Below are 26,977 nucleotides of genomic sequence, written 5' to 3' on the forward strand. Positions count from 1 at the left end.
CCGCGTGGAGTGGGCGAGAGATATGACGATATATAAGACTTTTGTTGGCCGGGCTGCTCTTGCGTCGGCGCTGATGGTGTCGGCCCCCGTCGCGATGGCGGCGGACGACGAACAGGATCGCACGACCATAGAGGTTACGGGTTATCCCGACCCGCAGGGCCTGCTGCCCGACCAGAGCGCACCCAAGGCTGTAAGCTCGATCGCCGAAGCTTTCATCGGCAAGCAGGCGCCGACGCTCAACGCCTTCCAGCTGGTCAATCTGCTGCCTGGCGCGAATGTGTCGTCCAGCGATCCCTATGGTCTGTCAGCAACCTCCAGCCTGACGCTGCGCGGCCTTGGGCAGGACCAGATCGGCGTGCTGCTGGAAGGCGCGCCGCAGAATGACATCGGCTATTATTATGCCTATCCCTCGCAATTTGCCGACGCGGAAAATGTGCGGCAGATCGCCTTGGCGCAGGGCGCGGCCGACATCGACGCGCCGGTCGTCGCGGCGGCGGGCGGCACATTGTCGCTGACACTGAATGATCCCAAGGCGACGATGGGTGGCCTTATCAACCTGTCGGCTGGCTCCTACGACCAGCGCCGCGTCTTCGCGCGGTTCGATACCGGAGAGATTGGCGGCAGCGAGCTAAAGGCGTTCATTTCCTACTCCAACAACCGCGCGGATAATTGGCGTGGCGCGGGTTATGATAAACGCCAGCATATCGACGCGAAACTGCTGCACGAATGGGGGGCGGGCAATCGCGCCAGCCTGGCCGTTTCCTATAATGATGCCATCACTTCCACTTATCCCAGCCCCACCATGGCAGACTGGGAAGCGAGTGGACGCGGCTTCAACTATACGAAGAGCTATGTTGAGGGCGATACCAGCTATTGGCGGCTTTATCGCGCGCCGTTCCGCAACCTCTATTTCGCGGCACCGGTGCATGTCCAGCTGAGCGATAGGCTGACCTTCGACAGCAGCGCCTATCTCCAGACGGGGCATGGCAATTCGCCCTATGGTACGCAGCTGACGACCACCGGCAATTATCTGGGTACGGAGGAACTGACGCAGCCAATCACGCTGCCTGGCGCCGTCGATGGCGTGGCGACCGTGCTCGGCAACTGGACCGGTAAACAAAGGCGCGCCGGCGATGTCAGCAAGCTGACCTTGCAGGCGGGCGCCCACAAGATCACCGCCGGTCTGTGGTTCGACCATGGCACCGACCGCGTGACGCAAAGCTATACGTCGATCGATGCGAACGGGCGGCCGGTCGATGCTTGGGGTTATCAGGACAAGGCGATCCGCACAGCCGACGGTCGCCTGCTCGCCTATGAAAATCAGCGCACCGTCACCGTGACCAAGGGCTTCTTCCTGGCGGACAGCATCGCGCTCACGCCGCGCCTCACCGTTGATCTGGGGTTCAAGGGCGTTAGCCTGCTGCGCAATGGCCGCAATTATCTGCCGGGGCCGCAATCGAAAGTGCATGTCGACAGCTTCGCGGCGCTCCCCCGCGCGGCGCTCCATTACCAACTGGATGACCGGCAGCAATTGTTCGCCAACCTCACCACCAATTTTCGCACGCCCAACGAATTTGCGCTCTACAACAGCTATTATGGTGGCGACCTGGTCAGCCAGGGCACGGATGCGCTCAAGAATGAATATAGCGTCGCGCAGGAACTGGGCTATCGTTATATCGGCCCTAGCCTGTCCTTATCCCTGACCGCCTTCCACTATCATTTCCGCAATCGTCAGGTGGCGACGGTGGTGAACAGCGGCGGCGCGCTGGTCAATTCGACCATCAATGGCGGCAGCCAGACCAGCTATGGCCTGGATGGCGAGATCGACTATCGCCCGTTCAAGGGGTTCAGCCTCTACGCATCGGGCGAATATCTGCACACGCGGCTGGACGACGATCTGCCGGTGGGCGGCGACCTGTTGCCCACCAGGGGCAAGCGGGCGGTGTCCGCCCCGCGCTTTCAGTTCGCCCTTGGCAGCACCTATGACGATGGGCGCCTGTTTGGCAGCACGGCCCTTAAATATGTCGGCCGCCAATATGCGACCTTCATGAATGACGAGAGTATCAAGGGCTATGCCACGCTGGATCTGGCGATCGGTGTGCATCTGGCCGGGCTGATCGACGCGCAGCCTATGGATCTGCGCCTGAACGCGATCAACGTCACCAATCCGCGCGTCCTGTCCGGCGTGGCGGCGATCAGCGCCAATGCGCAGGATGTGACTGGCCGCAACGGCACCCTGATCGCGGGGTCTGCGCCCAGCTATTATATCGGCAGCGGGCGCGCCTTCGTGGCGACACTGTCGCGGGCCTTCTGACCATGAGCGGCGGGCATCTCGTGCATGGCATGGGCACCGCGCTGGAGGCGCCGACCTGGCCCGCCATCACGCGGGCGGAGGCGGCAGCGGTGCTGGATCGATTTCCGGCGGCGGGACGGCTGATCGATCTTAGCTGGCATTCGCCGCGCCCCTTTTCGGCGGCGGCGTTGGTACAGACCGACCGGGGCGTTCATTTCCTGAAACGCCATCACCAGCGGCTCCGCACCCCCGCCGCGCTGGCGGCGGAACATGGCTTCATGGCGCATTTGCGCGACGGTGGCCTGCCAGTGCCGGATATCGTGATGGCGGCGGACGGCGCCAGTGCGATTGCGCTTGGGACATGGACCTACGAACTACATCGCGACGCACCGGGCGCCGACCTGTACCGGGATCGTCAGTCATGGACGCCGTTCCTGACGCCGGGCCATGCCCATGAAGCCGGCGCGGCGCTGGGGCGGCTGCATCGGGCTGCGCAGGGTTATGCGGCACCTGCCCGCGACGATCATCCCCTGATCGCCAGCTTCACTATCCTGTCCGCGCTCGATCCGTTGATGGCGGCGCAGGCTTATGTCGCTGCGCGTCCTGCGCTTGCCGGCTGGCTGACGGACAAGCCATGGCGGGAGGAACTGGCGCGGTTGTTCGCGGCGCTTGGCGAAGCCGTGCCCGATCAACCGCCGCTCTGGACGCATGGGGACTGGCATCCATCCAACCTCCTCTGGACGAGCGAAGGCGAGGTCAGCGCGATCATCGACTTCGGTCTGGCGACGCGCACCTGCGCGCTCCATGATCTGGCCATCGCGATCGAGCGGACCGCCTTCCACTGGCTGGACCTTGGGCGGGAACAGGCGCTGGGCGATGTCGATACGGCGCTCGCAATCCTGGCCGGCTATCGCACGCAGATGCCGCTGCCTGCCGACATGACCACGCTGCTACGCCTCCTGCCGCTCGTCCATGTGGAGTTCGCCCTGTCGGAAATCGATTATTTTGCCGGCATCGTCGGCGATCCCGATCAGGCGGCCGTCGCCTGGCAGGATTATCTGATCGGCCATGCCGACTGGTTCCTGTCCACCGCCGGCCAGGATTTTCTGCGTCGCCTGGCGAAGGCGGGAGCGGCCTGATGTCGATGCTGGAAATCGTCGCCGTTTTCGTCAGCATCCTGGGAATATGGCTCACGGCGAAACGGCGCATGCTATGCTGGCCGGTCAACCTGCTGGCCTGCGCGCTCTATTTCAAGATTTTCCTCGATGTGCGCCTTTATGCCGACATGCTGCTGCAAGCGCTGTTCGGCCTTGCGATTCTCTATGGCTGGATCGTCTGGGCGCGCGGCAGAGAGGATGCAGGCGAAGTGCGCATCGAACCTTTGCCGTACGCGCGGGCGATGGCCGGGCTGGCGATCGGCGGGGTCGGCGCACTCGCCATCGGTTGGGCCATGCACCGCTTCACCGACGCTTCGCTGCCCTGGATGGATGCCGCGCTCAGCAGTTTCAGCCTGGTCGCGCAATATTGGACCGCGCGTCGCCATGCGGCCAGCTGGCTGCTGTGGATAGCGGTCGATATCGTCTATGTCGGCATGTTCGTCTTCAAGGGCCTGTGGCTGACGGGCGGCCTCTACACAGCGATGATCATTCTGGCTGTGTCGGGTTACAGGCGCTGGCGAAGCGCATCCGTCGCAACGCCAATGGGCTGAGGGCTCTCAGGTGCGGGCATCGGCCGGAAGTTGCGCGTCATGGGCGAGCGCGACCAATGCGCAACGCTGGCCGGTCATGACCTGCGATCACAACAAGCCAAGTCAGGGCACGAACCGGTCAAATCTGGGTCTCGACTGACAACATGCAGGCGGCTAGAGCGGGCGCATGACAGCACAGATAACGATCCGCCGCCCGGATGATTGGCATGTACATCTTCGCGATGGCGCGATGCTTGAAGCCATTGCAGGCTATACGGCGCGCCAGTTCGCCCGTGCCATCGTCATGCCCAACCTGACCCCGCCCGTCGTCAGCGTGGCGGCGGCAGAGGCCTATCGCGATCGCATATTGGCCGCCTTGCCTCAGGGTGCCGGCTTCACGCCGCTCATGACCTGCTATCTGACCGACGGTGCCGACCCGGCCGAGATAGAAAAAGGGTTCGAACAAGGGGTATTCGCCGCCTGCAAACTCTATCCCGCCCATGCCACGACCAATTCGGCCCATGGCGTCACCGATATTCGCAAGCTGACCGCTGTCCTGGAGACCATGCAGCGCATCGGCATGCCGCTGTTGATCCATGGCGAAGTGACGGATCGCGACATCGATATTTTCGATCGGGAAGCGGTGTTCATCGAACGCCTCCTCACGCCGCTCGTCCGGGATTTCTCCGCACTCAAGATCGTGCTCGAACATATCACCACGGCGGAATCGGCGGAATTTGTCGCCGATAGCGGGCCTCAGATCGCCGCGACGATCACGCCGCAGCATCTGATTATCAATCGGAACGCGATCTTCGACGGGGGCATCCGGCCTCATGCCTATTGTCTGCCCGTCGCGAAACGGGAACGGCATCGCCTGGCGGTGCGCAAGGCGGCGGTATCCGGCTCTCCGAAATTTTTCCTGGGCACCGACAGCGCGCCGCATGGTGTGGATCGCAAGGAAGCGGCCTGCGGATGCGCGGGCATATTCAATGCGCCCTTCGCCCTGGAAAGCTATGCGCAGGTCTTCGAAGAAGAAGGGGTATTGGACCGTTTGGAGGGCTTTGCGTCCGAACATGGTCCCAACTTCTATGGTCTGCCGCTCAATGAAGGCACGGTGACACTGAAGCGGGATGATGTGATCGTGCCGGATGTGATCGGGCAGGGTGATATCCGTGTCGTACCCTTCCATGCGGGCGAAACACTGCGGTGGCGCTTCGTCGACTGATATTCATGGAGCCCACCGGGTGCAGGTTGTCATTCTGAGGCGAACGAACCTGCGCCCGTTGTTGTCCGATCAATAGACGTCGCGGCGATAGCGGCCATCTTCGGCCAGACGTTCCAGCCGATCTTCGCCCAATATACGCGCCAACCCATCATGGACGCCCTGCGCCATGCCGTCCAGGCTGCCGCAGACTAGGATGGTGGCGCCGCGATCGATCCAGTCGTTCAGGTCCAGCGCGGCACCAGGCAGAATATCCTGGACATAGCGCCCGCAATCATCGTCCCTGGAAAAGCTGCGGTCCAGGCGGGAGAGCGTTCCGTCCTTGACCCAGGCGGCCAATTCTTCGTCGAAAAAGCTTTCATGTCGGCGCGTCCGCTCCCCGAACAACAGCCAATGCCCCTTGTGCCCGTCATGCGCCTGCGCCCGCAAATGTGCCCGCAGCCCGGCTATGCCGGTGCCATTGCCGATCAGGATCAGCGGTTGCCCGTCCCGCGCCGGGTCGGTGCGGGAACCGGGATTGGGACGCACGCGCATCAAGCTGGTCGATCCGATCGGCATATGCGCCGTCAGCCAGCCGGACCCTATGCCCAGCCGTCCATTATCGGCACGCACTTGCCGGACGATCAGGTCCAACGTGCCATCGGCCGCGATCGATGCCGCCGAATATTCGCGTACGGGTAGAGGACGCAGCGCGCGTGCGGCTTCCGCTGTAATGGGTCGGCTTGGATCGGGCAGCATGGCCGTCATCAGATGGTCGCGCAGCGACGCCGGCACGTCGATCAGTTCTGCATCCTGTGCCTGAGCGCCCAGCAGGGCATCCACCGCATCGGGCGGGTTGCAGGGCTGAACTTCGACTATGTCGCCTGCTTCCCATGCGCCGTCCATGTCGATGGCTGGCTCGAACTGAAGGTGGAAGGCCTTGAGCGCCTCGCTTTGCGGGTTCAAAATATGGCGGGATACCAATGTCCATGCCGCAAAGGGAATGACGGTCTGCCAGCGACGGGCGTGGGCGGCGCCCAGATCCTGCAAGGCGGCGTCCCAATGCTGTTCTGCCACCTGATCGCCATGGTCCATCGCAACCAGCGGAAAGAGCGCGCTCGCACCGGCCCTGCGAAGCCAATCATCCAGCCTGTGGCCAAAAGCGCAGAAATCAGGATATTCCCGATCGCCCAAGGCCAATATGCCATAATGGAGGTGGCCAAGATCCAGTCCATCGTCGCGCAACAGCCGGGACGTAAAGCCGCGGGCCATGTCGGGCGGCTCCCCTTCGCCATAGGTGCTGACGACGAACAGCAGGCGCTGGCTCTGTTTCAGCAACCCGGCCGTCAATTTGCCGACGGGCAGAACCTGCGCTGGCACGCCGCCTTGGGCCAGCGCCAGCGCTGCATTGCGCGCACGGATTTCCGCCGTACCGGTCTGGCTGGCATAGGCGATCAGTAAATCGCCCGTGGCTGCGCCTGCGATGACACCGGTACCGATGCCCGCTTCCAGCGCCTTTGCCTCCCGCTTGCGTCGGCGTCGGGACAGATAGAGCAGGTAGCCGGTGATGGTGAACAAGGGCATGGTGAGACTGGTCAGCAGGAGCGCGATCCGGCCGGCGAGGCCGAAAAAGGCGCCGCGATGCAATTCGAACATGCTCTGGGTAATGATCGTGCCCAGCGGTCGCCGGTCATAAAGGTCGCGCTTCTTGAGCGTGATCGTCCGGCTATCGTAGCTGTAGCGGTCGGTCTGGCGCAGATGGCGCGCTTCGGCCGGCCGGGCGTCGAAACTGATCGCCTTCATCGGCTGTGCCGGCGCAGGACGAGCGATGCGGACCCAGGCATAATCATTGCCCGTCGCGCGGCGGAAGGCGGCCCAGGCCGGATCGATCGCCGGGCGCGGCGCGATGCCGTCCTTTTTATCCGCCCGGCGCTCCTCCTCGCCCGCCGCCTTGCCCGTCAGGACATAGACGACGCCCTGGCGGTACCAGTCATAGCTCCACCACAGGCCGGTCAGCGCGCTGAGCAGGTAGAAGAGCAATACCCATGTACCGATCACGACATGAAGCGCGCGCCAGAGGTTGCGACCAGTCTTGCGCAGGTCAAGCACCATCCAGGCACGCCAATCCAGCGCCTGACGCGGCCAACGCAGGTAGAGGCCGGACAGGGCGAAGAAGATAAGCGAAATGGCGCTGAACGCTGTAATCTGTCGTCCGATGCCATTGCCCCCGCCGGGCAGGGCAAGCCAGCGATGCAGGTCATCCATCAGGTGGAAAAAGCCGGCTCCGGCTGGTTCGCCCAGCCACCGTCCGGTGGCGCGATCAACCTGACCTTGCATGCGGCTGCGCCCTTCGCTGGCCAGCAGCCGGATCGCATGGGAGCGATCGCGCGCCGTTTCCCAGTCGAGACGGGCGACATAATAGCCGGGATGGTCGGCCTCTATTCGCGCAATCAGCCGATCAGGCGACAAATCTGCCCCGGCCGGCACGCCCGGCGCGAACAATCGCAGTGACAGGGCTTGGGTAATTTCATCCTCGAAACTCATGGCCGCGCCGGTCACGCCCATCAGTGCCAGCACGATCCCTGCGGTGATGCCCAGAAACCAGTGGATTTGGAAGAAGACGCGCTTGGTCACGGGAGCTCCGATCAGGATGATCCGAACCCTATTACGTATGCGCAGCGTGAATGCAATTGCGAGATATTTGCAATATTGACGCTATGTGGGATGCGATTGGGTCAATGCCGGCTTGCCGCCCGTGCGTTCCTGGCGGCGTCCCCGTGTCTATTCGAAAAACGCCACAGCCCGTACCTCGATGCTCGACCGAATTTTCGCGCCTGGCAGGCTGGTGTCGTGAAAGGCTGTGTGGGGACAGCGCCAGGTCACATCATGGTCGCTGTCCTGGAATTTGAACAACAGTACATCGTCCGCCGCCATGTTCGAGAAATACCACCAGCGATGCCGCGTTCGGTGACGGAAGATGGAAGCAGCAATCATCTGGTCTTCGCCTGGAACCGGCGCGGTCAGCGCATCGCCGATTGGAAGTTCGTCCACCACGAAGAGGGTGTTGGACGTCACTTCCTCGTCCGACACGGTGCGGCCGTCGCATACCGCCAGCGGCCAATCCTGCGGTCCGGGTGAAAATGTTCGCCAGAAACTGACGCAGACATAGCGTCTATAGCCGGGGCCATCGGGGAAAGCGGCGGCATAGGCGCGTTCGGCCGCGCGGCGTCCGGTAATCTCATTATAATCGACATGCGCTTCGCCAGCGGGAGGCTGGATGCCGCCTTCATGGCGGTAATTTTCAACCCTTTCCTGCGAGCGGGCGGTCAGGTCGGCGGAAGTGCGGATCATCCATCCGCCCGCCGCCACGCAGGACGCACCGGTGAGTGCCTGTATCGCATCCTCGCATTCGCGCAGATAGCGGCGATCGACCTCTTCCTTGTCGAAGAAATCACGGATGGCGCTGCTGTGCCTGCCGAGCATGAAGCCGTGGGTGTCGAAACGGAAATGATCGCGGATCGGCATGCCGTCGCGCACCGTCATGCGATGGTCGCTATAGCGGCCGGTGTTGATCTCCACGCCACGCGACACATAGCGCCGCGTGACGAAATCACCATTGTCCAGATAGCGGATCAGCGCAGGCGCCTGCCGCGCGCTGTCCTCAACATCGGTTTCGATCGGCAGGCTGGCCATCATGCCACCTCTTCGGGCAGCGCACCGATCACCGACTTGACCTCCAGAAACTCTTCCAGCCCGAACTTGCCGAATTCGCGGCCATTGCCCGACTGTTTGTAGCCGCCAAAGGGCATGTCCATGGCCAGCCCGCCGGCATTGACGAACACGGCGCCCGCGCGGATGCGGCTGACGAACTTGCGCGCATGGGCAGGGTCACCCGCAATATAGGCGCCCAGCCCATAGGGCGTGTCATTGGCGATGCGGATCGCGTCCGCATCATCTTCATAGGGCATGAGGACCAGGACGGGGCCGAAAATCTCTTCCTTGGCGATTGTCATGTCGGGTGTGACATTGGCGAAGACGGTGGGGCGGACATAGCTCCCCTCGCTTAATCCGTCGGGACGCCCGGTGCCTCCGGTGACGAGCGTCGCGCCTTCGTCGATGCCGGTCTGGATCAGGCCCTGGATACGTTCCCACTGCCGCTGGCTGACGACCGGGCCGATATGATCGCCTTCGCTCAGCGGATCGCCGACCTTCTTGGCGGCGAACATCGCGCCGACCTTTTCTGCCGCTTCATCATGCTGGGACTTGTGGACCAGCATCCGGGTAGGTGCGACGCAACTCTGCCCGCTGTTGAGCAGCACGCCGCCCACCCCGCCCGGCAGCGCCTTGTCGAGCGGCGTGCCCTCCAGGATGATGTTGGGCGACTTGCCGCCCAGTTCCTGCGCAACACGCTTGACCGTATCGGCGGCGTTTTTGGCCACCATGATGCCCGCGCGGGTGGAGCCGGTGAAACTCACCATGTCGATGTCGGGATGCCTGGCGAGCGCGGTGCCGACGCCTTCACCATCGCCCTGCACCAGATTGAAGACTCCGGATGGTACGCCGGCCGCGTCCAGTATCTCGGCAAAGATGGCGGCGCAGCTCGGCGCTTCCTCGGAGGGCTTGAGGATCATCGTGCAGCCGGCCGCGAGAGCCGGGCCGACCTTGGCGACGATCTGGTTCATCGGCCAGTTCCAGGGCGTGATGAGCGCGACTACGCCGATCGGCTCGCGCACCACCCGATTGTCGCCGATCTTCTCGGAAAATTCGTAGCTCTTCAGCGCGCTGAGCGCCTGCGCCAGATGTCCCAGGCCCGATCCCGCCTGCGCCGTTTGCGCCATGGAAATGGGGCAGCCCATTTCGGTGGCGATGGCGCGGGCGATGTCGGGGACGCGCTTTTGATATTCGGCGACGATCCGTTCGAGTAGCGCGATACGTTCTTCACGGCTGGTCTGCGAAAATGTCTCGAAGGCGCGGCGGGCGGCAATCACGGCTGCGTCGACGTCGGCGGATGTGCCCAGGATCAGGTCAGCGGCGCTCTGGTCGGTCGCCGGATTGATGACGGCGACGGTGCGACCGCCCTGGCTGTCGACCCATTGGCCGTCGATATAGTGCTGGAGCGTATTCGGCATGATGAATGTCCTTATGCGGGAAGAAGGCCGAGTTCGGCATCGGTGGCAGGCGTGCCCCATTTGTCGCGTGGCGGCTGGGGGCGACTGTTCCACGGCGGATCGAGCGCAAAACTGGAGATGGTGCGGCCTTCGGGCAGGCGCCCGTTGCCGCCGCCTTGGCTGTAGTCATAATAGAGCGTCATCAGTTCACGATGGCCGTGATGGCGCTGCGCCACCGGATGCGACAGGCAGGCTTCGCGCCAGCGCAGCAACCGGGTCAGATGCTGCGGAATCTGATAGGCCTCATAATAATCGAGGAACCAGAGCCGCTTGAACATCGGCGTGAAAGCGACCTCCGCCCAGCCGAAGCGATCGAACAGAAAATCGCCGTCCGGCGCATAATGACGCAGAAATTCGTCCAGTCGCGCATATTGGGCATCGACCTCTGCCTTATGCTCTTCCCTCTTGGCAGGGTCGCGGTTCAGGATCATGCGGTATCCTGCTCCGGTAAACTGGCCATCGGATGCGCACAGCATCGCCTCCAGCGCATGTTCGAACGGGTCTTGTCGCGCCACCGGCGGATCGCGGAATCGATCTTCGAAATAGCGCATGATGACCATGCTTTCCTTCAGCGTCTCGCCATTTTCCAGCTCCAGAGCGGGGAGCGCGGTGGTGCCGCGAGTCTTGGCGAGCAGCCAGTCCGGGCGCGGCTGCGATATGTCGATCTCATGATCGGCCATGATGCCGTGCAGCCCTTTCAGATCGAGCAGCAATTCGATCCGTTCGGAAAAGGGGCAGCCGGGAATATGATACATACGCAGCTGCCCGGCGGGTGGTTCATCCTGCCAGCCCATGGATCAGGCCGCCGTTGCGGCGGGGCGGGGCGGCATTTCGCTCTGGGATTTGGCGAACATGGCCTGTGCGGCGGGGCGGGCATTGATCCGATCGATCCAGGCGACCAGATGCGGCGTAGCCTCCTTGTTGACGATGTCGGCATAGCCAAACTGCATGCCGTTCGCGACGGCGAAGTTGCACACGTCGGCCAGCGTATAGTCGTCACCCGCCAGCCACAGGCTTTGCGACAGCCGCTGCTCCAGCCGGTCAATCGATACGCGGATCTTGCGCATTTCCTCGTCCAGCACCGCCTTTGGAAAGCCGGCACGGGCGCTGCGCCATTTGGCCTGTTGCTCCGGGATAGGGATATGCTTCAGCTTTTCCTCAAACTCGGCATCGGTCAGCTTGCGCGCCATCGGGCCGATCATCCGTTCCCAGCCGATGGTGGACACGCACCAGCAGAAATATTCGTCCACCCATTTGGTCCAGACGCGCATTTCGGCAATCTGCACCGGATCGTCCGGGCGCAGCCGAATCGCGTCGGGAAAGGCATCTTCCAGATATTCGCAGATGACGGTCGATTCGGTGATGATATGACCGTCATGGTCGAGGGCGGGCACTTGCCCGCGCGGATTGATTGCCTTGAACCAGTCCTCATGATGTTCGAACCGGGTCGGATCGACGAAGCGGGGCGTGAATTCCAGCCCCTTTTCATACAAAGCCAGCAGGGGCTTCAGACTGTTGGCAGCCGGACCGAAGCTGTAGAGCGTCAACATGCGCTGTTTATCCTCACCTTATGGTTATGGCGTCTGGTGCGCCTTCGAGGATGAAACTGGCCGGCGATCGAACGGGCCGCAAGTCGTCTGTCGATACTATCAGCCAAACTACCCGGCCCAAGGCGCGGCTCAAGCTGTCAGTTTCAATGATAGCGCCGCCACTCGCCTTGCGGCGGGGCCAAGGCTTTGCTTTGGAAGGCGACACAAAAACCGGAGAGAATGATGCTGGAACTGCTGACGTCGGAGACGCCCAATGGGTGGAAGGTGTCGATCCTGCTGGAGGAGCTCGGCGTGCCGTACAGGGTGACGCCGATTGCGCTTACCGACCGGGTGCAGAAGCAGGACTGGTATGTCGCGCTCAATCCCAATGGCCGCATCCCGACTTTGGTGGATCATGGCGCGGGCGATTTCGCGATCTTCGAATCCGGCGCGATCCTGCTCTATCTGGCGGAGAAATTCGGCCGCTTCATGCCGGCGGATGCGCAGGATCGCAGCCGCGTCATCCAGTGGGTGATGTGGCAAATGTCCGGTCTTGGCCCGATGATGGGGCAGGCGACCGTCTTCAACCGCTATTTCGACGAGAAATTGCCATCGGTGATCGACCGTTATGTGCGCGAAAGCCAGCGCCTGTTTGGCGTCATGGACGCACAATTGGCGAGCCGCGACTATCTGGTCGGCGACTATTCGATCGCCGACATCGCTTGTTTCCCCTGGGTGCGCGGCCATGACTGGGCCGGCGTCGATATGGGCGGCTATCCCAACCTTCAGCGCTGGTTCGACAGGATTTCGGCGCGGCCCGCGGTGCAGCGCGGGCTTCTTATCCCCACCCCGCCGACCGACGAGGAAATGGCGGAAAAGACCACCAAACAGGGAAAGAATATTCTCGCGTGAGTGCCTTCCTCCAGCGGATCGTCCGCATCGAATGGGGACATTGCGACCCGGCCGGCATCGTCCATGCCCCCCGCTATTTCGACATTTTCGGCGAAAGCACCATGTTGCTGTTCGAACATGCGGGGTTGCCCAAGAAGCGGGAGATGCTGGCGACCATGCCCTTTGCCGGATTCCCGATGGTGGACGTATCGGCGCGCTTTTTCGTACCGACCGCCTATGGCGACGATGTGCTGGTGGAGGCCGGCGCGCCGGTCTTCGGGAATAGCAGTTTCACGGTCGCGCACCGCCTGTCACTGGACGGCAAGCTGTGCGTGGAATGTACCGAAAAGCGGGTCTGGACCGTGCCCGATGCCAGCCGACCGGGCGGATTGCGGGCAGAGCGCGTGCCGGATTCGGTGCGGACGCTGTTCGTCAAATAACAACCGCGTTCGTCTCGAGCGGACTAAGGTTCACGGATTTCACCATGTTCAGGCGCAAGCAAGCCTGACGAGGCCATAGCGTCCTCCACGAAAAGGGAGATGCGTCATGGAGCAATCATTCGGCCATTCCGACAGGCGCAGCCTGATCGCGACGCTGGCGCTGTTGCCTCTGGCAGCCTGCGCAACGCCGATGGGCCGTTACACGGTCGAAGACGCGGTGCGGCGGTTGCTACAATTGTCCAGCGAGCGCGCCTTTGCCCGGCTGACCGAACCGGGCGGCTTTTATGACGATCAGCTGACCCGGATCGTGCCGCCGGATCTGAGTGGCGGCAAGGGTGGTGCGGTCCTGACCGCCCTGCTGCGCACCAATGCGGTGCGTAACCAGGTTGCGCGTGCGCTCAATGATGTCGCGGTGGACTTGGCGGACAATGCCACGCCAATCGTGATGGATGCAGTGCAGCGCATGACGCTGGCCGATGCGGTGTCGGTGTTGCGCGGCGGACCGACGGCCGCGACCGATCTGCTGGCCCGGCAAGCGCGTGGATCGGTGGTGGAGGCGCTGCTGCCCGGTGCCTCGCGGGCGCTACGGTCCGACATGTTTGAAATGCTGTCCGTCGCCCTCGCTGCCAGCGGCGGCAAGGATTATGCGGCGATGGCCGATAATGTCTCGGGCCAGATCGGTGACGCCATCTTCCGGGCGATCGGCCGGGAGGAAGCGGAGATCCGCCGCGATCCGGGGGCGACGCGCGATCCCATCCTGATGGCCTTGCTGCGATAGAAATCTTGATTTTCTGATCGTGGCGTGGTGTCCCCACCCCATGGAACAGAAATATCCCGGCGTCGCCGGCATCCCTTGGGATCAGCCCGCGACCATGATCGACCTGGACGGAAAGCCGCCGCTGATCGGCACGATACGCGACTGCGCCGTCCATTTTGGCCTCTACAAGGATCATGCGAAGGCGCAGGCGCGCGTGCTACTGACCCAGCCGGTCCATCGCGAAGGACGCAAGACGCGCACCTGGCTGCTGGACCCGGAGGAGATCGGGGCGCTGGCCGAGCGGCTGAAGCGCGAAACGAACTGATATCGGCGGGCACCGGCGCTCAGGCGAGCGCCGGTGCCTCCGTTTCCGCCACCAGCTTGGCAAGGCGGGCCGCGCTGACATCGTCCAGCGGCGCGAAGAGCAGCAGCCGCTGGCCTGGCGCTTCCTCGATCGCGTAGCTGGTATGACGGAACATGATTTCGCCCACGCCCGGCATGTCGGCGATATTCGTATCCTCGAAATGCGCCATGATTTCCGAATCCTGCCAGTAGCGCTGGAAAAATTCGGACTGTTCCATCATGTCGGCAATGATGCCCTCGAACACTTCGGGCTGGGCGGTGCGGCTATAATCCCATTTGAACCGGGCGATCAGGCGGCGGCACATATCCTGAAACTTGTCCGGATCGGCGCGATAGCGCGGATTCAGCATCAGGATGCGGAACAGGTTGCGTTCTTCGCGCGGCATCTGGCTGTAATCGCGAAAGGCATGGGCGACGAGCCGATTCCAGCCGATTACGGTCCAGTCCTCCACCATTACGAGCGCGGGAATCGTCAGTGCGTCCATCAGATGCTGTGTGCCGGCATGGATGGTTTCGTCCGGGCGGCGCGCCAGTGGTGGTGGGCGATGCTGCGCCAGGGCGAACAGAAATTCGCGCTCATTGGGATTGAGGCGCAGGGTGCGACTGAGCCGCTCCAGCATCGGCGCGGATAGCTGCACCTCGCGTCCCTGCTCGAACCATGTGTACCAGGTGACGCTCATCCCCGCGAGCGTCGCCACTTCCTCACGCCGCAAACCGCGCGTGCGCCGGCGTTCACCGGGCGGCAGCCCCACTTCAGACGGCGCCAGCTTGGCACGCGCCGCTTTCAGGAACCGCGACAATTCTTCCCTTTGTGCCATGCCTTATCCAGTTACTCGCAATGATGGGACATCCACCGGCCTTCTTGCGGGCCTTCTCCTCTGCAAGACCCGTGGGTCTGCGATCGGCAACATAGCCGAGACTAGACAGGAGAGCGATATTGGCTGGCAAGCTATTTGTGACATGCGCGGTGACGGGAAGTTCGCCGATGCCGTCACATCCCAATTTTCCCTTCCGCCCGGACCATGTAGCGGCCGAGGCGCTGGCGGCGGCCGAGGCGGGCGCGTCGATCATCCATCTGCATGTGCGGGATCGTGAAACGGGCGTTCCGTCACAATCGCTGGAGGATTATCGCGAAGTCGTGGGCCTGATCCGCGCCAGGAATAACGAGGTCATCCTGAACGTTACCACCGGGCCGGGTTGCACATGGATGCAGGGGGATGAAGACCCCGCCGTCTGCGGCCCTGGCACGTTGATGTTTACGGCGGAGCGGCGGCTGGAGCATATCCTCGACCTCAAGCCCGACATGTGTACGCTCGACATCTGCACCATGCAGCTATGGGGCGGCGTGGCGATCAATCTCGACCCGATGATCACGAAAATGGGCCATATGATCCAGGATGCCGGGGTGCTGCCGGAGATCGAATGTTTCGAGGCGGGCGACTTCGTGTTCGCCGACGATCTGATGGCAAAGGGGGCCATCCCGCAGAATGTGCCCTTCACCTTCGTCCTGGGCACAAAATATGGTTTGCCCGCGACGCCCGAAGCGATGCTCTATGCAAGGAACCAGATCCCGCGCGGGGCGCAGTTCACCGGCTTTGGCGTCAGCCGCCACAGCTTCCCCATGGCGGCCCAGTCGGCGCTGCTGGGTGGGAATATCCGCGTGGGGTTTGAAGACACCATCTATCTGCGACGTGGCAGGCAAGCGGCGGACAATGCCGACCTCGTCCGCTGGGGCGTGGAACTGGTTGAGCGGATCGGCGGCGATATCGCCAGCGCGGGAGAGACACGGGCCATGTTGGGCCTGAAACAATAAGGGAGAGGAAGATGACGATAGCAACCAGCCCGATGGGCGATGTGCATGCCAAGACGGCCTTCATTACCGGCGGCGCGAACGGCATAGGATTGGGCATCGCCCGCGCTCTGGTGCGTGCCGGGGCCAATGTGGTGATCGCCGACATTCGCGAGGATTCGCTGGCGCAGGCGAAAGCCGACCTTGGTTCGGACGCGCAGGTAGAGACGGTGCAACTGGATGTCACCGATCGCGCGGCGTTCGCCCGCGCCGCCGATGCGGCGGAGGCGCGGTTCGGCAAGATCCACATATTGGTCGGCAATGCCGGCGTCGGTGTGATGGGGCCGGTGCTGGACGCGCGGTTCGATGACTGGGACTGGGGCATGGGCGTCAATCTGGGCGGGGTCATCAATGGCCTCGTCACCATATTGCCGCGCATCAAGGCGCATGGAGAGGGCGGGCAGATCGTCACCACCTCGTCCCAATCGGCGCTGATCCCGATCAGCTATTCGGCCATCTACACAGCGGCCAAGGCAGCCGTGCTGGGCATTTCCGAAGCGATCCGGGGCGAATTGGCGGCGGAGAATATCGGCGTGTCGGCCTTCATGCCCGGCCCGGTACAGAGCCATATCGCCCATAGCGGCGAACTGCGCCCGGCCGAATATCGCGAGGACAGCGGCTATCGCCAGCGCGAGGAGGAACTGGAGCGGCGGCCCGTCTCCCCACTCTGGATGAGCGCGGACGAAGTGGGCGAGCGGGTGCTGGCCGGCATCCGGAACAACGACCTGTATATCCTGACTCATCCCGAATTTGGCGCCGGCATGAAGACCCGGTTCGACGCGATCCTTGCATCTGTCCCGGATGAGGCGATCAATCAGGACCGGGCGAAGGAAATCGGCTTCCTGCTCGGCAATCCGGTGTTCGACGACCAGCTGTCCCGGCGCAATGCGAAGGAGCTGGCGGCATGACCCAGGTCGTGGGGCGGACCGCCTTCATCACCGGCGGCGGATCGGGTGTCGCGCTGGGGCAGGCGAAGGTCTTTGCGCAGGCCGGGTGCAAGATCGCGATCGCCGACATCCGGCAGGACCATCTGGATGAAGCAATGGCCTGGTTCGAAGGCCGCGGCCATGACGTGATGGCGGTGAAGCTGGATATCACCGACCGCGCCGCCTATGCGCGTGCCGCCGACGAAGTGGAGGCGAAGCTGGGGCCGGTCGAGTTGCTGTTCAATACGGCGGGCGTGTCGATCTTCGGCCCGCTCCAAAACGCCACCTATGACGATTGGGACTGGCAGCTGGACGTCAATTTGAAGGGCGTCATCAACGGCATCCAGACCTTCGTGCCGCGCATGATCGAGCGGGGGAAGGGCGGGCATATCGTCAATACCGCGTCCATGTCCGCCTTTGTCGCGCTCAAGGGGACGGGCATTTACTGCACGTCGAAAATGGCGATCCGGGGCCTTTCCGAATGTCTGGCGCTGGATCTGGCGGATCATGGCATCGGCGTGTCGATGCTCTGCCCCGGCGCGGTCAACAGCAACATCCATGAAGCAGTGCTGACCCGCCCGGCGCATCTCCAGAATACCGGCTATTATGGCGCGGACCCGGATGTGATGGCGCATCTGAAGCAGGTGATCGCGGTCGGCATGGAGCCGGAGGTGCTGGCCCAATATGTGCTGAAAGGCGTGGAGGCGGATCAGCTCTACATCCTGCCCTATCCCGAATTTAGAGGGACGCTGGAGGACATCCACGAGCGGGTCATGGCATCGCTCGCGCGGCCGGAGGATGACCCCGATTATGAAAAGCGGGTCGCCCATGGTGTGCCGGGCGGGGAGAAGCGGGAAAAGGTCGGGAGTTGAAAATGCCTCTGGCCGGGACGGATAAAGGGGTCCGCCCGGCCAGCTTTTTTTGAGGCGGGTATCCTACAGGATCGGCCTTAACTTCGCACATTTCCCGCTGGATTTGTTGTTTCCGAACAAGGGTAGGAAATTTTATAACTATCGTCATTGCGAGCGCAGCGAAGCAATCCACTGTAGCGACCGTGGATTGCTTCGCTGCGCTCGCAATGACGGCAACACGGCAGGATGGACGTCAGTAGGACAGGTTTAACACCAAAGCACCGGCCTATAGGAAGCGTTCCCTGGCCTGCGCCGGGGAACGCGCAATTAACCCAGCCCCAGCAATTTCGCCGCATTATCCTTCATGATGAGCGGCAGCACTTCCTCTCGAAAGCCGGCTTCGCGCGCGGCGTCGATCCATTTTTCCGGGCGGATGAGCGGCCAGTCGGATCCGAAGAGCATCTTATGCTTCAGCTGCGTATTGGCGTACTGGATCACCTGTTTCGGGAAATATTTGGGCGACCAGCCGGACAGGTCCATGAAGACATTATCCTTGTGCAGCGCCATCGACAGGCTTTCGTCGGTCCAGGGCCAGCTGGGATGGGCCAGAATGATCTTCATGTCGGGAAAATCGACCGCGACATCGTCGACCAGGATCGGCTGGCCATATTTCAACCGCACGCCGCCGCCGCCGCGCATGCCCGTGCCCATGCCCGAATGGCCGGTGTGGAAGATGGCGGGCAGCTTATATTCCGCGATCACTTCATAGATGGGATAGGCGACGCGGTCGGCCGGGTGGCAATCCTGCATGATGCCGTGGAATTTGAAGCCTTTGACCCCGTAATTCTCGACCAGGTCACGGGCCTCGCGCGCGCCGAACTTGCCCTTGCGGGGATCGATCGAGGCGAAGGGAATGACGATGTCGCTGTCGTTCGCAGCCAGTTCCGCCACTTCATAATTGCTGATCCGCTTGGCGCCGATGCCGCTTTCGCAATCGACGGTGAACAGGCAGAAGGCAATATTCTGCTGCCGATAATAAGCGATGGTTTCAGGGATGGTCGGCCGCTTGCGATCCGCCTTGAAATAGGCGGAGGCGGCGTCGAAATATTTCGCCATCACCGGGTCTTCGGGATCGTGGCACGACACTTCGGCATGGACATGGACGTCGATGGCAATGACTTTGGTCGGGTCAACGGGCATTGGGTTTGCTTTCCAGTGTCTTGTCCTCATTGGCGCGGTGGATGACATAGGCGCGAATATCCTCGATCTCCTTGGCTGAGAAGATCGACGCGAAGCTGACCATGCCATTATCCTTCAGCGCGCCGTCATGCACGATCATCTGCCATGTCGCCTTGTCGTTGAGGGCTGCGCTGCGACGCAGGTCAGGGACGATGCTGCCGCCGACGGCTGAATCGCCATGGCAAGTGCTGCAATAGCGGCCGAAGCGAGCCCCGCCCGCCGCGATCTGCGCCGCGCTGGCGGTGGAGGGCGGCGGGTCGAGCGGCATGGCGTTATGGGGCGGGGGCGCGGGGAGCGTGCCCTTGCCGTCCAGCCTGAAGACGAGCAGCCGACTGATGTTACGGCTGGGGCCGCTCTTGTCGGAGAGGATGCCGGGCGCCAGCGCCCACACACCGCCCCAACCCGCCATCACCGCCACATATTGCGCCCCGTCCAGCTCGTAACTGATCGGCGCTGCGACGATGCCGGTCTGCGCCGGGAAGGACCAGAGCTTGCGGCCGTCCTGTGTGGCATAGGCATTGAAGTCGCCGGTCGCCGTCCCCTGAAACACCAGGTCGCCGCCGGTCGCGAGCAGGCCGCCATTCCATGGTCCCTTGTAGGACACGCGCCATTTTTCCTTCTGCGCGATTGGATCCCAGGCGATGAGCGCGCCGGTGGTCGCCTTCATCGCTGCGTCGCGGACGCCCAAGTCGGCGGGCATGGCTGCCGCGGCGATATCGACGCCGACGTTGAAGCCCAGCTTGTTCGCCTTCCATCCCTTCTCCGGAATATAGGGGAAGGCGGCAAGGTTCGCCGGGATGAAGACGGTCTGACTCTTGGGGTCGAAGGCCATCGGGTGCCAACTATGCGCGCCGGTCGCACCTGGCGAGCCGATGAAGGGCTTGCCGGTCCTGTAATAGCGGGCCTCTGGATTTTCGATCGGCCGTCCGGTCTTCATGTCGATGCCGCTGGCCCAGTTGACCGGCACGAAATTCCTGGCCGACAGCAATTTCCCGTTGGTGCGGTCCAGCACGTAAAAGAAGCCGTTCTTGGGCGCCTGCATCAGCACTTTCTTCTTTTGCCCGCCAATCTCCATGTCGGCGAGCATGATATGCTGGGTGGCGGTGAAGTCCCAGCTATCGCCGGGCGTTGTCTGATAATGCCAGGCATATTCGCCCGTCTTCGCATGGACCGCGACGATCGAGGAAAGATAGAGATTGTCGCCCTTGCCCTCCGACCGATAGGCCTGGTTCCAGGGCGAGCCATTGCCGACGCCGATATAGAGCAGGTCGAGGTCCGGGTCATAGGCCATGGCGTCCCAAACGGTGCCGCCGCCGCCCTGCTTCCACCATTCGCCATACCAGGTGGCGGCGGCTTTCTTGAGATAATCCGCTTCCTTCTCCGTGCCGGGCTGAGCCGGGACGGTATAGAATTTCCATTTCTCCGCACCGGTATCGGCATCATAAGCGGCGACATAGCCGCGCGCGCCGAATTCCGCGCCGCCATTGCCGATGACGACCATGCCGTCCACCACCCGCGGCGCGCCGGTGATGGTGTAATTCTTCGCTTGGTCGAGCGTGACCTTGCTCCAGACCGGCTTGCCGCTCTTGCGGTCGATGGCGATCAGCCGGCCGTCCAGCGTGCCGACGAAAATCCTGTCGCCCCATGCCGCCACGCCGCGATTTACCGCGTCGCAACAGGCTTTCACCAGCGTTTCGCGCGGCACCTGCGGGTCGTAGGACCACAGCAGCTTGCCGCTGCGTGCATCATAGGCCTTCACCATGCTCCAGGCGGTGGAGACATAGAGGGTGCCGTCGATGAAGAGCGGCGTGGCCTCCTGTCCGCGATTGGTGTCCATATCCGCTGACCAGGCGAGGCCGAGCTTGCCGACCGTCTCCTGATTGATGGCGGACAGCGGGCTGAAGCGCTGCTCGTCATAGGTACGCCCGGTCGACAGCCATTCGGCGGGCTTGGCGGCGATGATCCGGGCGGCGTCCACGCCGCCGGTCGAGGCTGGAGCAGTGATGTCCTGACTTGTGCCCTTGCCGCAGGCCGACAGAGCCAGACTCGTTCCCAACAGCAGCGCAATTGCGACCCGCATCCTCTTCCTCTCCTTATGCGGTGCAGATGTTTTCATCCGTCACCTAATTGACCATCCGCGCGCCGGTCCAATAGGCGGCGCGCAGGGCTTTCTTGTCCATCTTTCCGGCGGCGGTCCGGGGAATGGCGGGGACGAAGGCGACGCTCTTGGGCGCCTTCACCCCGCCCAGCCGGGCCTTGGCATGGGATATGATCTCAGTCTCACCGATATTGTCGGCGACGACAATGGCATGGACGGCCTCGCCCCATTTTTCATGGGGGATGCCGATGACCGCGCATTCGCGCACGGCGGCCAGTTCGGTGACGGCGGCCTCCACCTCGGCGGAAAAGACGTTGAAGCCCCCGGACACGACCATGTCCTTCTTGCGATCGACGATGTAGAGATAACCGTCTGCGTCGCGCCGGGCGACGTCGCCGGTATGATGCCAGCCATGGGTGCGGATTTCGGCGGTCGCGTCGGGCATCAGATGATATTCGCGCGAGACGAGGACGCCGCGTACCACCAGTTCGCCGGCCTCACCATCGGGCAGAAGCGCACCGCCATCGCCCATCACGGCAACGCTGACCGACCGGGTCGGTCGCCCGCAGCTGGCCAGGCGTTCGGGCCGATCGCCGGCCGCTGCCGCCGCTACATCTTCGGGCGAAAGCCAGGTGACGATCATCGGCGATTCCACCTGCCCATAGGCCTGGCAGAGGCAGGGGCCGAATATCTCCACCGCCCGCCGCAACTTTTCCGGCGAAACGGGCGATCCGACCAGCAGGAAGATTTTGAGCGAGGATGTATCGCTGCCCACCAGTTCCGGCGCGTCCAGCAGGCTGTAGAGCGCGGTCGGCGGCATATAGACATGGGTGACACGATAGCGGGCGATTATGTCCAGCACGGCGGCGGCATCGAAGCCGGGCAGGATCACCTGCGTCGCGCCCAATGACAGGGTGGCGAGCGCCACTGGCCCCGCCGCATGGGTGATCGGTGCGACAACAAGTGAGACAGGCGATGGCGTCCTGCCATCGACCGATGCGGCCAGCGTTTCGATCATCGTGCCCCACCCCAGATTCGTGACGACCACGCCCTTGGACGGGCCGGTGGTGCCACCGGTGGGGAAAAGTCCGACCACATCGTCGGGCTTGCCGAAGGGGTCCGAAAAATCCGGCAAGCTGTCCAACTCGCTGTTCGCAATGAACTGTTCGAGCGAGGGATCGCCATCATGCCCGCGGTCGAGGCAGACGAAGCGGGTCAGGCTGGGGACGCGCGCCTTGAGCGCCGCCACGTCCGCCGCCTGGCTGCTGTGATAGAAGAGCCAGCCGCAGCCAACATAGTCAAGATAGGCGGCATTGGCGTCTATGGCGTTGCGGGTGTTGACCGGCACCCACTGGCCATTGGCGCGCCAGATGGCGAGCAGGGCGACCATCATCGTCGCGCTGTTGGGGCCATAGAGCGCGATCGGCTGCTGATTGCGGAAGCCGCCGGCGTAGAGCGCCGCGGCGATCCGGATCGTCTGCGCCCTGACCGCCGCAAAGCTCAGCGTTTCGCCGCTTTCCACATCGATCAGGCAGGGCCGTTCGGGGCCGATATCATGACCCCGGTCGAAATAGTCGATCGCGCGCATTGTTTCAGCCCCAGCGGTTGATCTCCGGGCCGGGCGCCCAGATGGTTTCGGGGTTGGGGACGGTGGCAAGGCCCAGCGCCTGCGCCACGGCGGGGCGGGCGCGCAACCGTGCTTCCCATGCGTCGGTCAGCGGCGCAGCGGTAAAGGCGTGCGGCACGACCGCGCGCATGCCCGCCAGCCACGCAAGGGTTTCGAGGTCTGCGATCGAGAAGTCGCCCATCAGCCAGTTGCGGCCGTCGGCGAGTTGCCCCTCGACCTTTTCGACTGCTTGCGCGATCTTGGTGCGGCTGTCGGCGAGTTGCTCGTCATCTACCTTACCTTCCACCGCCTGCGTCCAGCGGGCGGCAAGGTCCGCGCTGGCGATGCCGGCGGGGACGGCGGGCGGCGGCGTGGCGGCATTGCCCAGCGCGGCGGCAGCGGGGGCGACACGCTCGATCACATGGCGGCACCATGCCATCATCTGCCAGCGGGCATAGGGATCGGCCGGGCGGATCGCGGGGCCGGTGCCGACTTCATCGAGATAGCAGGCGAGGAAGATGCTGTCCGTCATGGCGACGTCGCCGATGACCAGCACCGGACCTTCGCCTTCGATCGACTGGTCCACCTCGATCGGGTGGGGCAGGGCGGTCGAGTGGCGCTCGCCCGCCACCAGATCGATGGTGCGCAAGTCCAGTTCGACGCCTTTTTCGAAGGCCGCGGCGAGGACGGTGAAGGACGGGCCATTGGGCTGGCCATGGTAGAGGATGCCGGTCATGCAGGTTCGCTTTCGAGCAGGGAGATGCGACGGGCGAGGTCGGTGCGGCCCAGCGCCCAGCAGGCACGGGTGGCGGGGCGCGCATAGATGGCGCGCAGCCAGCGCATGATGTTGGGCGTTAACTCGTCATTGCAAAGCTGCGGCTGCGACAGCGGCATGGCGTAGGCGAGGTTGAAGCCGTTAATGTCGGCCAGACCATATTCGTTCGATGCCAGCCATTGCCGCTCGCCTAGCGCCTGCTCCAGATAGCCGATGCCAAGGCCGACACGCCGCTGCGATTCCGTCATTTCCTCTGGCGAGAATGCGCCGTTGATCGCCTTGCGCCAGGCCACACGCCGTTCGGGCATGGGGATGCGCTCGATCGCGGCTTCCAGTTCGGCCGGGTCTTTCTGCCGCACGGAGGGGCCGACGAACACGCTCCAGCCGATCATCGAGAAGCTGGGGGCGAGCCACTGGTCGAGAAATTTCATCCACCAGCGGGTGCGCCATTGGTCGATCGGGTCGGCCGGCATCAGGCGCGGACCATCGAATGCCTCGTCCACATATTCCATGATGGCGGTGGATTCGGTCAGCACCAGCGCGCCATGCGTCATGGCCGGGATGGTGCCGAGCGGATTGACCGCCAGATATTCGGGCCTGTGCTGATCGAAATTCAGCAGGTCGAGATAATGGCTGTCGAACGCGACGCCCTTTTCGAACAAGGCCAGCATCGGCTTGCCCGAATTGGCGTTGGGTTCCCAATGATAAAGTGTGACGTCGGTCATGCCGTATGCGTCTCCAGAAAGAAGCCGGTCGGGCGTGCGCAGCCCGACCGACCGAGGGGGAGGGCTTAAAATTTCTTCTTCACCGTGATCGCCCATTCGCGCGGATTGCCGGGGCGTGCCTTGCGCACGCCTGCACCCGCGCCGCGCAGGTCGAAGACGGACAGATAATAATATTTGTCGAAGAGGTTGGTGACTTCGAACGAGACGTCGAGATCCTCGTCCGCATTCTGCCAGGTCAGGCGCGCGTTGGCGAGCGTGTAGGCAGGCACGAAATTGAGGATGCGGGTGCCGTTGATGACCGCCGAACCGCCGAACTTCTTGTCTTCATAGGTGACGTCGAAGCGCGGCGTCAGGCTACCGGCCTTGTCCAGGTCGATCTTATACTGGGCGCCGACGCTGAATTTCCAGGGTGGCGACACTGGCGGATCATCGGCCGACACGCCGCCCGGATTGGTAGGATAGGCCGCCGCCGGATCGAGGCTGCTGGCGATATATTTGAAGTCGAGGTAGCTGATCGAGGCGTCGATCGCGAGGCCGTCGATCGGATAGGCGGACAGTTCCGCTTCGAACCCCTTCACCCGCGCGTCGCCGGCGTTGAGACGGGCGGCGCAGGGCGCGGTGGGGCAGGTCAGCACCGGTATCTGGATATCGGTATAGTCGTTGATGAAGGCCGCAGCGTTGAAGCGCACGCGCCGATTGAAGAAGTCGCTCTTGAAGCCGACTTCATAGGCGGTCAGCTTTTCCGGGCGGAAGGCGATGACCTGCTCTGTGGTAAAGGGACGCGGGTTGGAGCCGCCGCCCTTGAAGCCGGTCGATACCGATCCATAGACCATCAGGCTGTCGGTCAGGCGATAATCGGCCGCGACGCGATAGTCCCACCGCTTGGCGCTGTAATGGGCGGTCAGGCCCGACAATGCGGCGACCGTCTCTGTAATGTTGCCATTGCCGTTATAGTCCAGGGTGTCCGCGCCCGAATAACCGATGCCATAGGCCGCCCCGACCGGATCGAGGAAGCGATTGACCGTGCCGTCGAAGTTCAGGCGATAATAGGTCTGGTCCTTGGTTTCCGTCGTGTAGCGCAGGCCGCCGCTCAGCGTCAGGCGATCCACCGGCTTCCAGGAGATATGGGCAAAGGCGGCCTTCGCCTCCGCCTTGGTCGGGTCTGGCTGACGGAATTGCAGCGGATAGACCGGGACGTAGCGAATGTCCTGAAGCGAATCATAGGTCGATTTCTGCTTGAAATAATAGCCGCCGACCGTGGCGTTGAGATTGTCGCCCAGTTCCGCATTCAGCCGGACTTCCTGGCTGAAACTCCAGTTTTCCAGGTAGTTGCGGCCAAAGCCGATATTGGCCGGCGAAATGTCGTCGTCGGAATCGAACCGGGTGTTGAAGGTGCGATAGCCGGTGATCGACGACAGTTTGAAGGCGTCGGACAGAGCATAGTTGATCTGACCCGACACGCCCCAGCCCTTGTAGAGGCTGCGGTCGGTGCCTTGCGTCGCGGCGAGCGGAGTGCCGGCCGCGCCATAGGGATCGACCGGGATGGGCGGAGTCCATACGCCTGCCGGCTGGCCGGTGCCGATATAGTTGCAATAGCGGCCGCAAATGAAGCGATCGTCATAGACGACGCCGGGCGCGGGATTGGTGTTGGGCGAAGCGACCGTGCTGGTCGCCAGCAACACTTCGCCGGCGATCGTATGTTCGTCGCGGGTGTAATCGCCGATGACGGTGACGTCCAGTTTGTCGCTGGGTTCCCAGAAGGCGATGGCACGGATCGCCTGATAGCCCACGCCGCCCAGCTTGCTGATGGTGCAGTCGCCGGCCGGCTGGGTCGACGGGATGCCGCTGCCCGGATTGGCGCAGCCATAGTCCACCCGATCGACGAAACCGTCCTGCTGCTTGGCGACGCCGGAAATCCGCACGGCCAATGTGTCGGTGAGGCCGAAATCGGCAGCGGCGCGGATGCCGATGCGGTTGCGGATGCCGTAATTGACCTCGACGAAGCCGCCGCCATCGCCGCTGGGGCGCTTGGAATAGAGTTTGATCGCGCCGCCTTCGGCATTGCGACCGGCCAGCGTGCCCTGCGGGCCGCGCAGGATCTCGACGCGGTCCAGATCGAGCAGTTCGAACACCGCGCCGGTCAACTGCGGATAATAGACATCGTCGATATAGATGCCGACGCCCGGTTCATAGGCGGGGTTGAAGTCGTTCTGGCCCACGCCGCGGATGGACGCGGTGATCGACGGGCCGAAGGAGGCACCCTGCGGTTTCAACGACACGTTGGGCGCGGCGTCGGCCATTTGCGCCAGGTTGGTCTGGCTCTTGGCCTCCAGTTCGGCGGCGCCGACGGCGGTGATGGAGATTGGCGTGTCCTGCAACCGCTGGGCGCGGAACTGGGCGGTGACGACGATGTCCGCGACGGACGATTGCGATGCCGCGTCCTGTTCGGCCGGCTGCGGCGCGGCGGCGGGCGGCTGGGTCTGTGCCGAGGCTGGCGTGGTGATTGCGAGGATGGAGGCCGACGCCAACAGGGCGCGCGACATCATTGCACGAAGATCGTGTTGCATGGGTAGTCCCCT

Annotated in this window: 23 protein-coding genes; 11 read left to right on the forward strand and 12 right to left on the reverse strand. The window is 63.2% G+C overall.

Annotation, left to right across the window (positions count from 1 at the left end; genetic code table 11):
* Positions 1 to 22 precede the first annotated feature (22 nt).
* The 4 genes from AC07UX_RS18370 to pyrC all read left to right on the forward strand — a co-directional run bounded on the left by AC07UX_RS18370 (position 23) and on the right by pyrC (position 5,205).
* The gene (locus AC07UX_RS18370) at positions 23 to 2,314 is read left to right on the forward strand and encodes a TonB-dependent receptor (protein ID WP_495193421.1); all 2,292 of its coding nucleotides are present in this window, start codon (positions 23 to 25) and stop codon (positions 2,312 to 2,314) included.
* Between the two features lie 2 nt (positions 2,315 to 2,316).
* A complete protein-coding gene (locus tag AC07UX_RS18375; protein WP_495193422.1) occupies positions 2,317 to 3,432 on the forward strand; it encodes a phosphotransferase enzyme family protein in 1,116 nt (371 codons plus the stop codon).
* Positions 3,432 to 4,001: a nicotinamide riboside transporter PnuC gene (gene pnuC, locus AC07UX_RS18380; RefSeq protein ID WP_495193423.1), complete on the forward strand. Its 570-nt coding sequence runs from the start codon at positions 3,432 to 3,434 to the stop codon at positions 3,999 to 4,001. The genes AC07UX_RS18375 and pnuC overlap by 1 nt, the downstream gene beginning before the upstream one ends.
* Positions 4,002 to 4,167: 166 nt before the next feature.
* A complete protein-coding gene (gene pyrC / locus AC07UX_RS18385) occupies positions 4,168 to 5,205 on the forward strand; it encodes a dihydroorotase (RefSeq protein WP_495193424.1) in 1,038 nt (345 codons plus the stop codon).
* Between the two features lie 69 nt (positions 5,206 to 5,274).
* Here the strand turns inward: pyrC and AC07UX_RS18390 are convergent, their stop codons facing one another.
* The 5 genes from AC07UX_RS18390 to AC07UX_RS18410 form a co-directional block, all read right to left on the reverse strand.
* Positions 5,275 to 7,815 carry a PepSY domain-containing protein gene (locus tag AC07UX_RS18390; protein ID WP_495193425.1) on the reverse strand — a complete coding sequence of 847 codons (2,541 nt, stop codon included), beginning with the start codon at positions 7,813 to 7,815 and terminating at the stop codon, positions 5,275 to 5,277.
* Positions 7,816 to 7,962: 147 nt separating this feature from the next.
* Positions 7,963 to 8,877, reverse strand: coding sequence for a CmcJ/NvfI family oxidoreductase (locus AC07UX_RS18395; RefSeq protein ID WP_495193426.1), 915 nt, complete (start codon positions 8,875 to 8,877; stop codon positions 7,963 to 7,965).
* Complete coding sequence (locus AC07UX_RS18400) at positions 8,874 to 10,310, reverse strand: aldehyde dehydrogenase family protein (protein WP_495193427.1); 1,437 nt, start codon at positions 10,308 to 10,310, stop codon at positions 8,874 to 8,876. The genes AC07UX_RS18395 and AC07UX_RS18400 overlap by 4 nt, the downstream gene beginning before the upstream one ends.
* Before the next feature lie 11 nt (positions 10,311 to 10,321).
* Positions 10,322 to 11,143, reverse strand: a complete 822-nt coding sequence (locus tag AC07UX_RS18405; RefSeq protein WP_495193428.1) for a glutathione S-transferase family protein — start codon at positions 11,141 to 11,143, stop codon at positions 10,322 to 10,324.
* 3 nt (positions 11,144 to 11,146) lie between these two features.
* Complete coding sequence (locus AC07UX_RS18410; protein ID WP_495193429.1) at positions 11,147 to 11,899, reverse strand: glutathione S-transferase family protein; 753 nt, start codon at positions 11,897 to 11,899, stop codon at positions 11,147 to 11,149.
* Positions 11,900 to 12,118: 219 nt separating this feature from the next.
* Here AC07UX_RS18410 and AC07UX_RS18415 point away from each other — a divergent pair, with 219 nt between their 5' ends.
* From AC07UX_RS18415 to AC07UX_RS18430, 4 genes are all read left to right on the forward strand, one after another.
* The gene (locus AC07UX_RS18415) at positions 12,119 to 12,790 is read left to right on the forward strand and encodes a glutathione S-transferase family protein (protein ID WP_495193430.1); all 672 of its coding nucleotides are present in this window, start codon (positions 12,119 to 12,121) and stop codon (positions 12,788 to 12,790) included.
* Positions 12,787 to 13,209: an acyl-CoA thioesterase gene (locus AC07UX_RS18420; RefSeq protein WP_495193431.1), complete on the forward strand. Its 423-nt coding sequence runs from the start codon at positions 12,787 to 12,789 to the stop codon at positions 13,207 to 13,209. Before AC07UX_RS18415 ends, AC07UX_RS18420 begins: the two co-directional genes overlap by 4 nt.
* 106 nt (positions 13,210 to 13,315) lie before the next feature.
* A complete protein-coding gene (locus AC07UX_RS18425) occupies positions 13,316 to 13,987 on the forward strand; it encodes a DUF4197 domain-containing protein (protein ID WP_495193432.1) in 672 nt (223 codons plus the stop codon).
* A gap of 40 nt (positions 13,988 to 14,027) precedes the next feature.
* Positions 14,028 to 14,291: a hypothetical protein gene (locus AC07UX_RS18430; protein WP_495193433.1), complete on the forward strand. Its 264-nt coding sequence runs from the start codon at positions 14,028 to 14,030 to the stop codon at positions 14,289 to 14,291.
* Between the two features lie 19 nt (positions 14,292 to 14,310).
* Here AC07UX_RS18430 and AC07UX_RS18435 read toward each other — a convergent pair whose 3' ends face one another.
* The gene (locus AC07UX_RS18435; protein WP_495193434.1) at positions 14,311 to 15,147 is read right to left on the reverse strand and encodes a helix-turn-helix transcriptional regulator; all 837 of its coding nucleotides are present in this window, start codon (positions 15,145 to 15,147) and stop codon (positions 14,311 to 14,313) included.
* 137 nt (positions 15,148 to 15,284) lie between these two features.
* On the opposite strand from AC07UX_RS18435, the gene AC07UX_RS18440 reads away from it, so the two are divergent.
* Genes AC07UX_RS18440 through AC07UX_RS18450 form a run of 3 tightly spaced genes read left to right on the forward strand, consistent with a single transcriptional unit; the run spans position 15,285 to position 17,976 of the window.
* Positions 15,285 to 16,142 carry a beta-keto acid cleavage family enzyme gene (locus AC07UX_RS18440; protein WP_495193462.1) on the forward strand — a complete coding sequence of 286 codons (858 nt, stop codon included), beginning with the start codon at positions 15,285 to 15,287 and terminating at the stop codon, positions 16,140 to 16,142.
* An 11-nt stretch (positions 16,143 to 16,153) separates the two neighbouring features.
* Complete coding sequence (locus AC07UX_RS18445) at positions 16,154 to 17,086, forward strand: SDR family NAD(P)-dependent oxidoreductase (RefSeq protein WP_495193435.1); 933 nt, start codon at positions 16,154 to 16,156, stop codon at positions 17,084 to 17,086.
* On the forward strand, positions 17,083 to 17,976 hold the full coding sequence (locus AC07UX_RS18450; protein WP_495193436.1) for an SDR family NAD(P)-dependent oxidoreductase: 894 nt from the start codon (positions 17,083 to 17,085) through the stop codon (positions 17,974 to 17,976). The genes AC07UX_RS18445 and AC07UX_RS18450 overlap by 4 nt, the downstream gene beginning before the upstream one ends.
* 306 nt (positions 17,977 to 18,282) lie before the next feature.
* On the opposite strand, the gene AC07UX_RS18455 is transcribed toward AC07UX_RS18450, so the two are convergent.
* The 6 genes from AC07UX_RS18455 to AC07UX_RS18480 form a co-directional block, all read right to left on the reverse strand.
* Positions 18,283 to 19,155, reverse strand: a complete 873-nt coding sequence (locus tag AC07UX_RS18455) for an amidohydrolase family protein (protein ID WP_495193437.1) — start codon at positions 19,153 to 19,155, stop codon at positions 18,283 to 18,285.
* Positions 19,145 to 21,274 (reverse strand): PQQ-dependent dehydrogenase, methanol/ethanol family, encoded by a 2,130-nt coding sequence (locus tag AC07UX_RS18460; protein ID WP_495193438.1) that lies wholly within the window; start codon positions 21,272 to 21,274, stop codon positions 19,145 to 19,147. Before AC07UX_RS18460 ends, AC07UX_RS18455 begins: the two co-directional genes overlap by 11 nt.
* 43 nt (positions 21,275 to 21,317) lie before the next feature.
* On the reverse strand, positions 21,318 to 22,880 hold the full coding sequence (locus AC07UX_RS18465; RefSeq protein WP_495193439.1) for an AMP-binding protein: 1,563 nt from the start codon (positions 22,878 to 22,880) through the stop codon (positions 21,318 to 21,320).
* Positions 22,881 to 22,884: 4 nt separating this feature from the next.
* Positions 22,885 to 23,634: a glutathione S-transferase family protein gene (locus tag AC07UX_RS18470; protein WP_495193440.1), complete on the reverse strand. Its 750-nt coding sequence runs from the start codon at positions 23,632 to 23,634 to the stop codon at positions 22,885 to 22,887.
* On the reverse strand, positions 23,631 to 24,398 hold the full coding sequence (locus AC07UX_RS18475) for a glutathione S-transferase family protein (protein ID WP_495193441.1): 768 nt from the start codon (positions 24,396 to 24,398) through the stop codon (positions 23,631 to 23,633). Before AC07UX_RS18475 ends, AC07UX_RS18470 begins: the two co-directional genes overlap by 4 nt.
* A 65-nt stretch (positions 24,399 to 24,463) precedes the next feature.
* Positions 24,464 to 26,944, reverse strand: coding sequence for a TonB-dependent receptor (locus tag AC07UX_RS18480; RefSeq protein WP_495193442.1), 2,481 nt, complete (start codon positions 26,942 to 26,944; stop codon positions 24,464 to 24,466).
* Positions 26,945 to 26,977: the final 33 nt, after the last annotated feature.

The sequence above is a fragment of the Sphingobium sp. GW821-FHT02B05 genome (assembly GCF_059421905.1).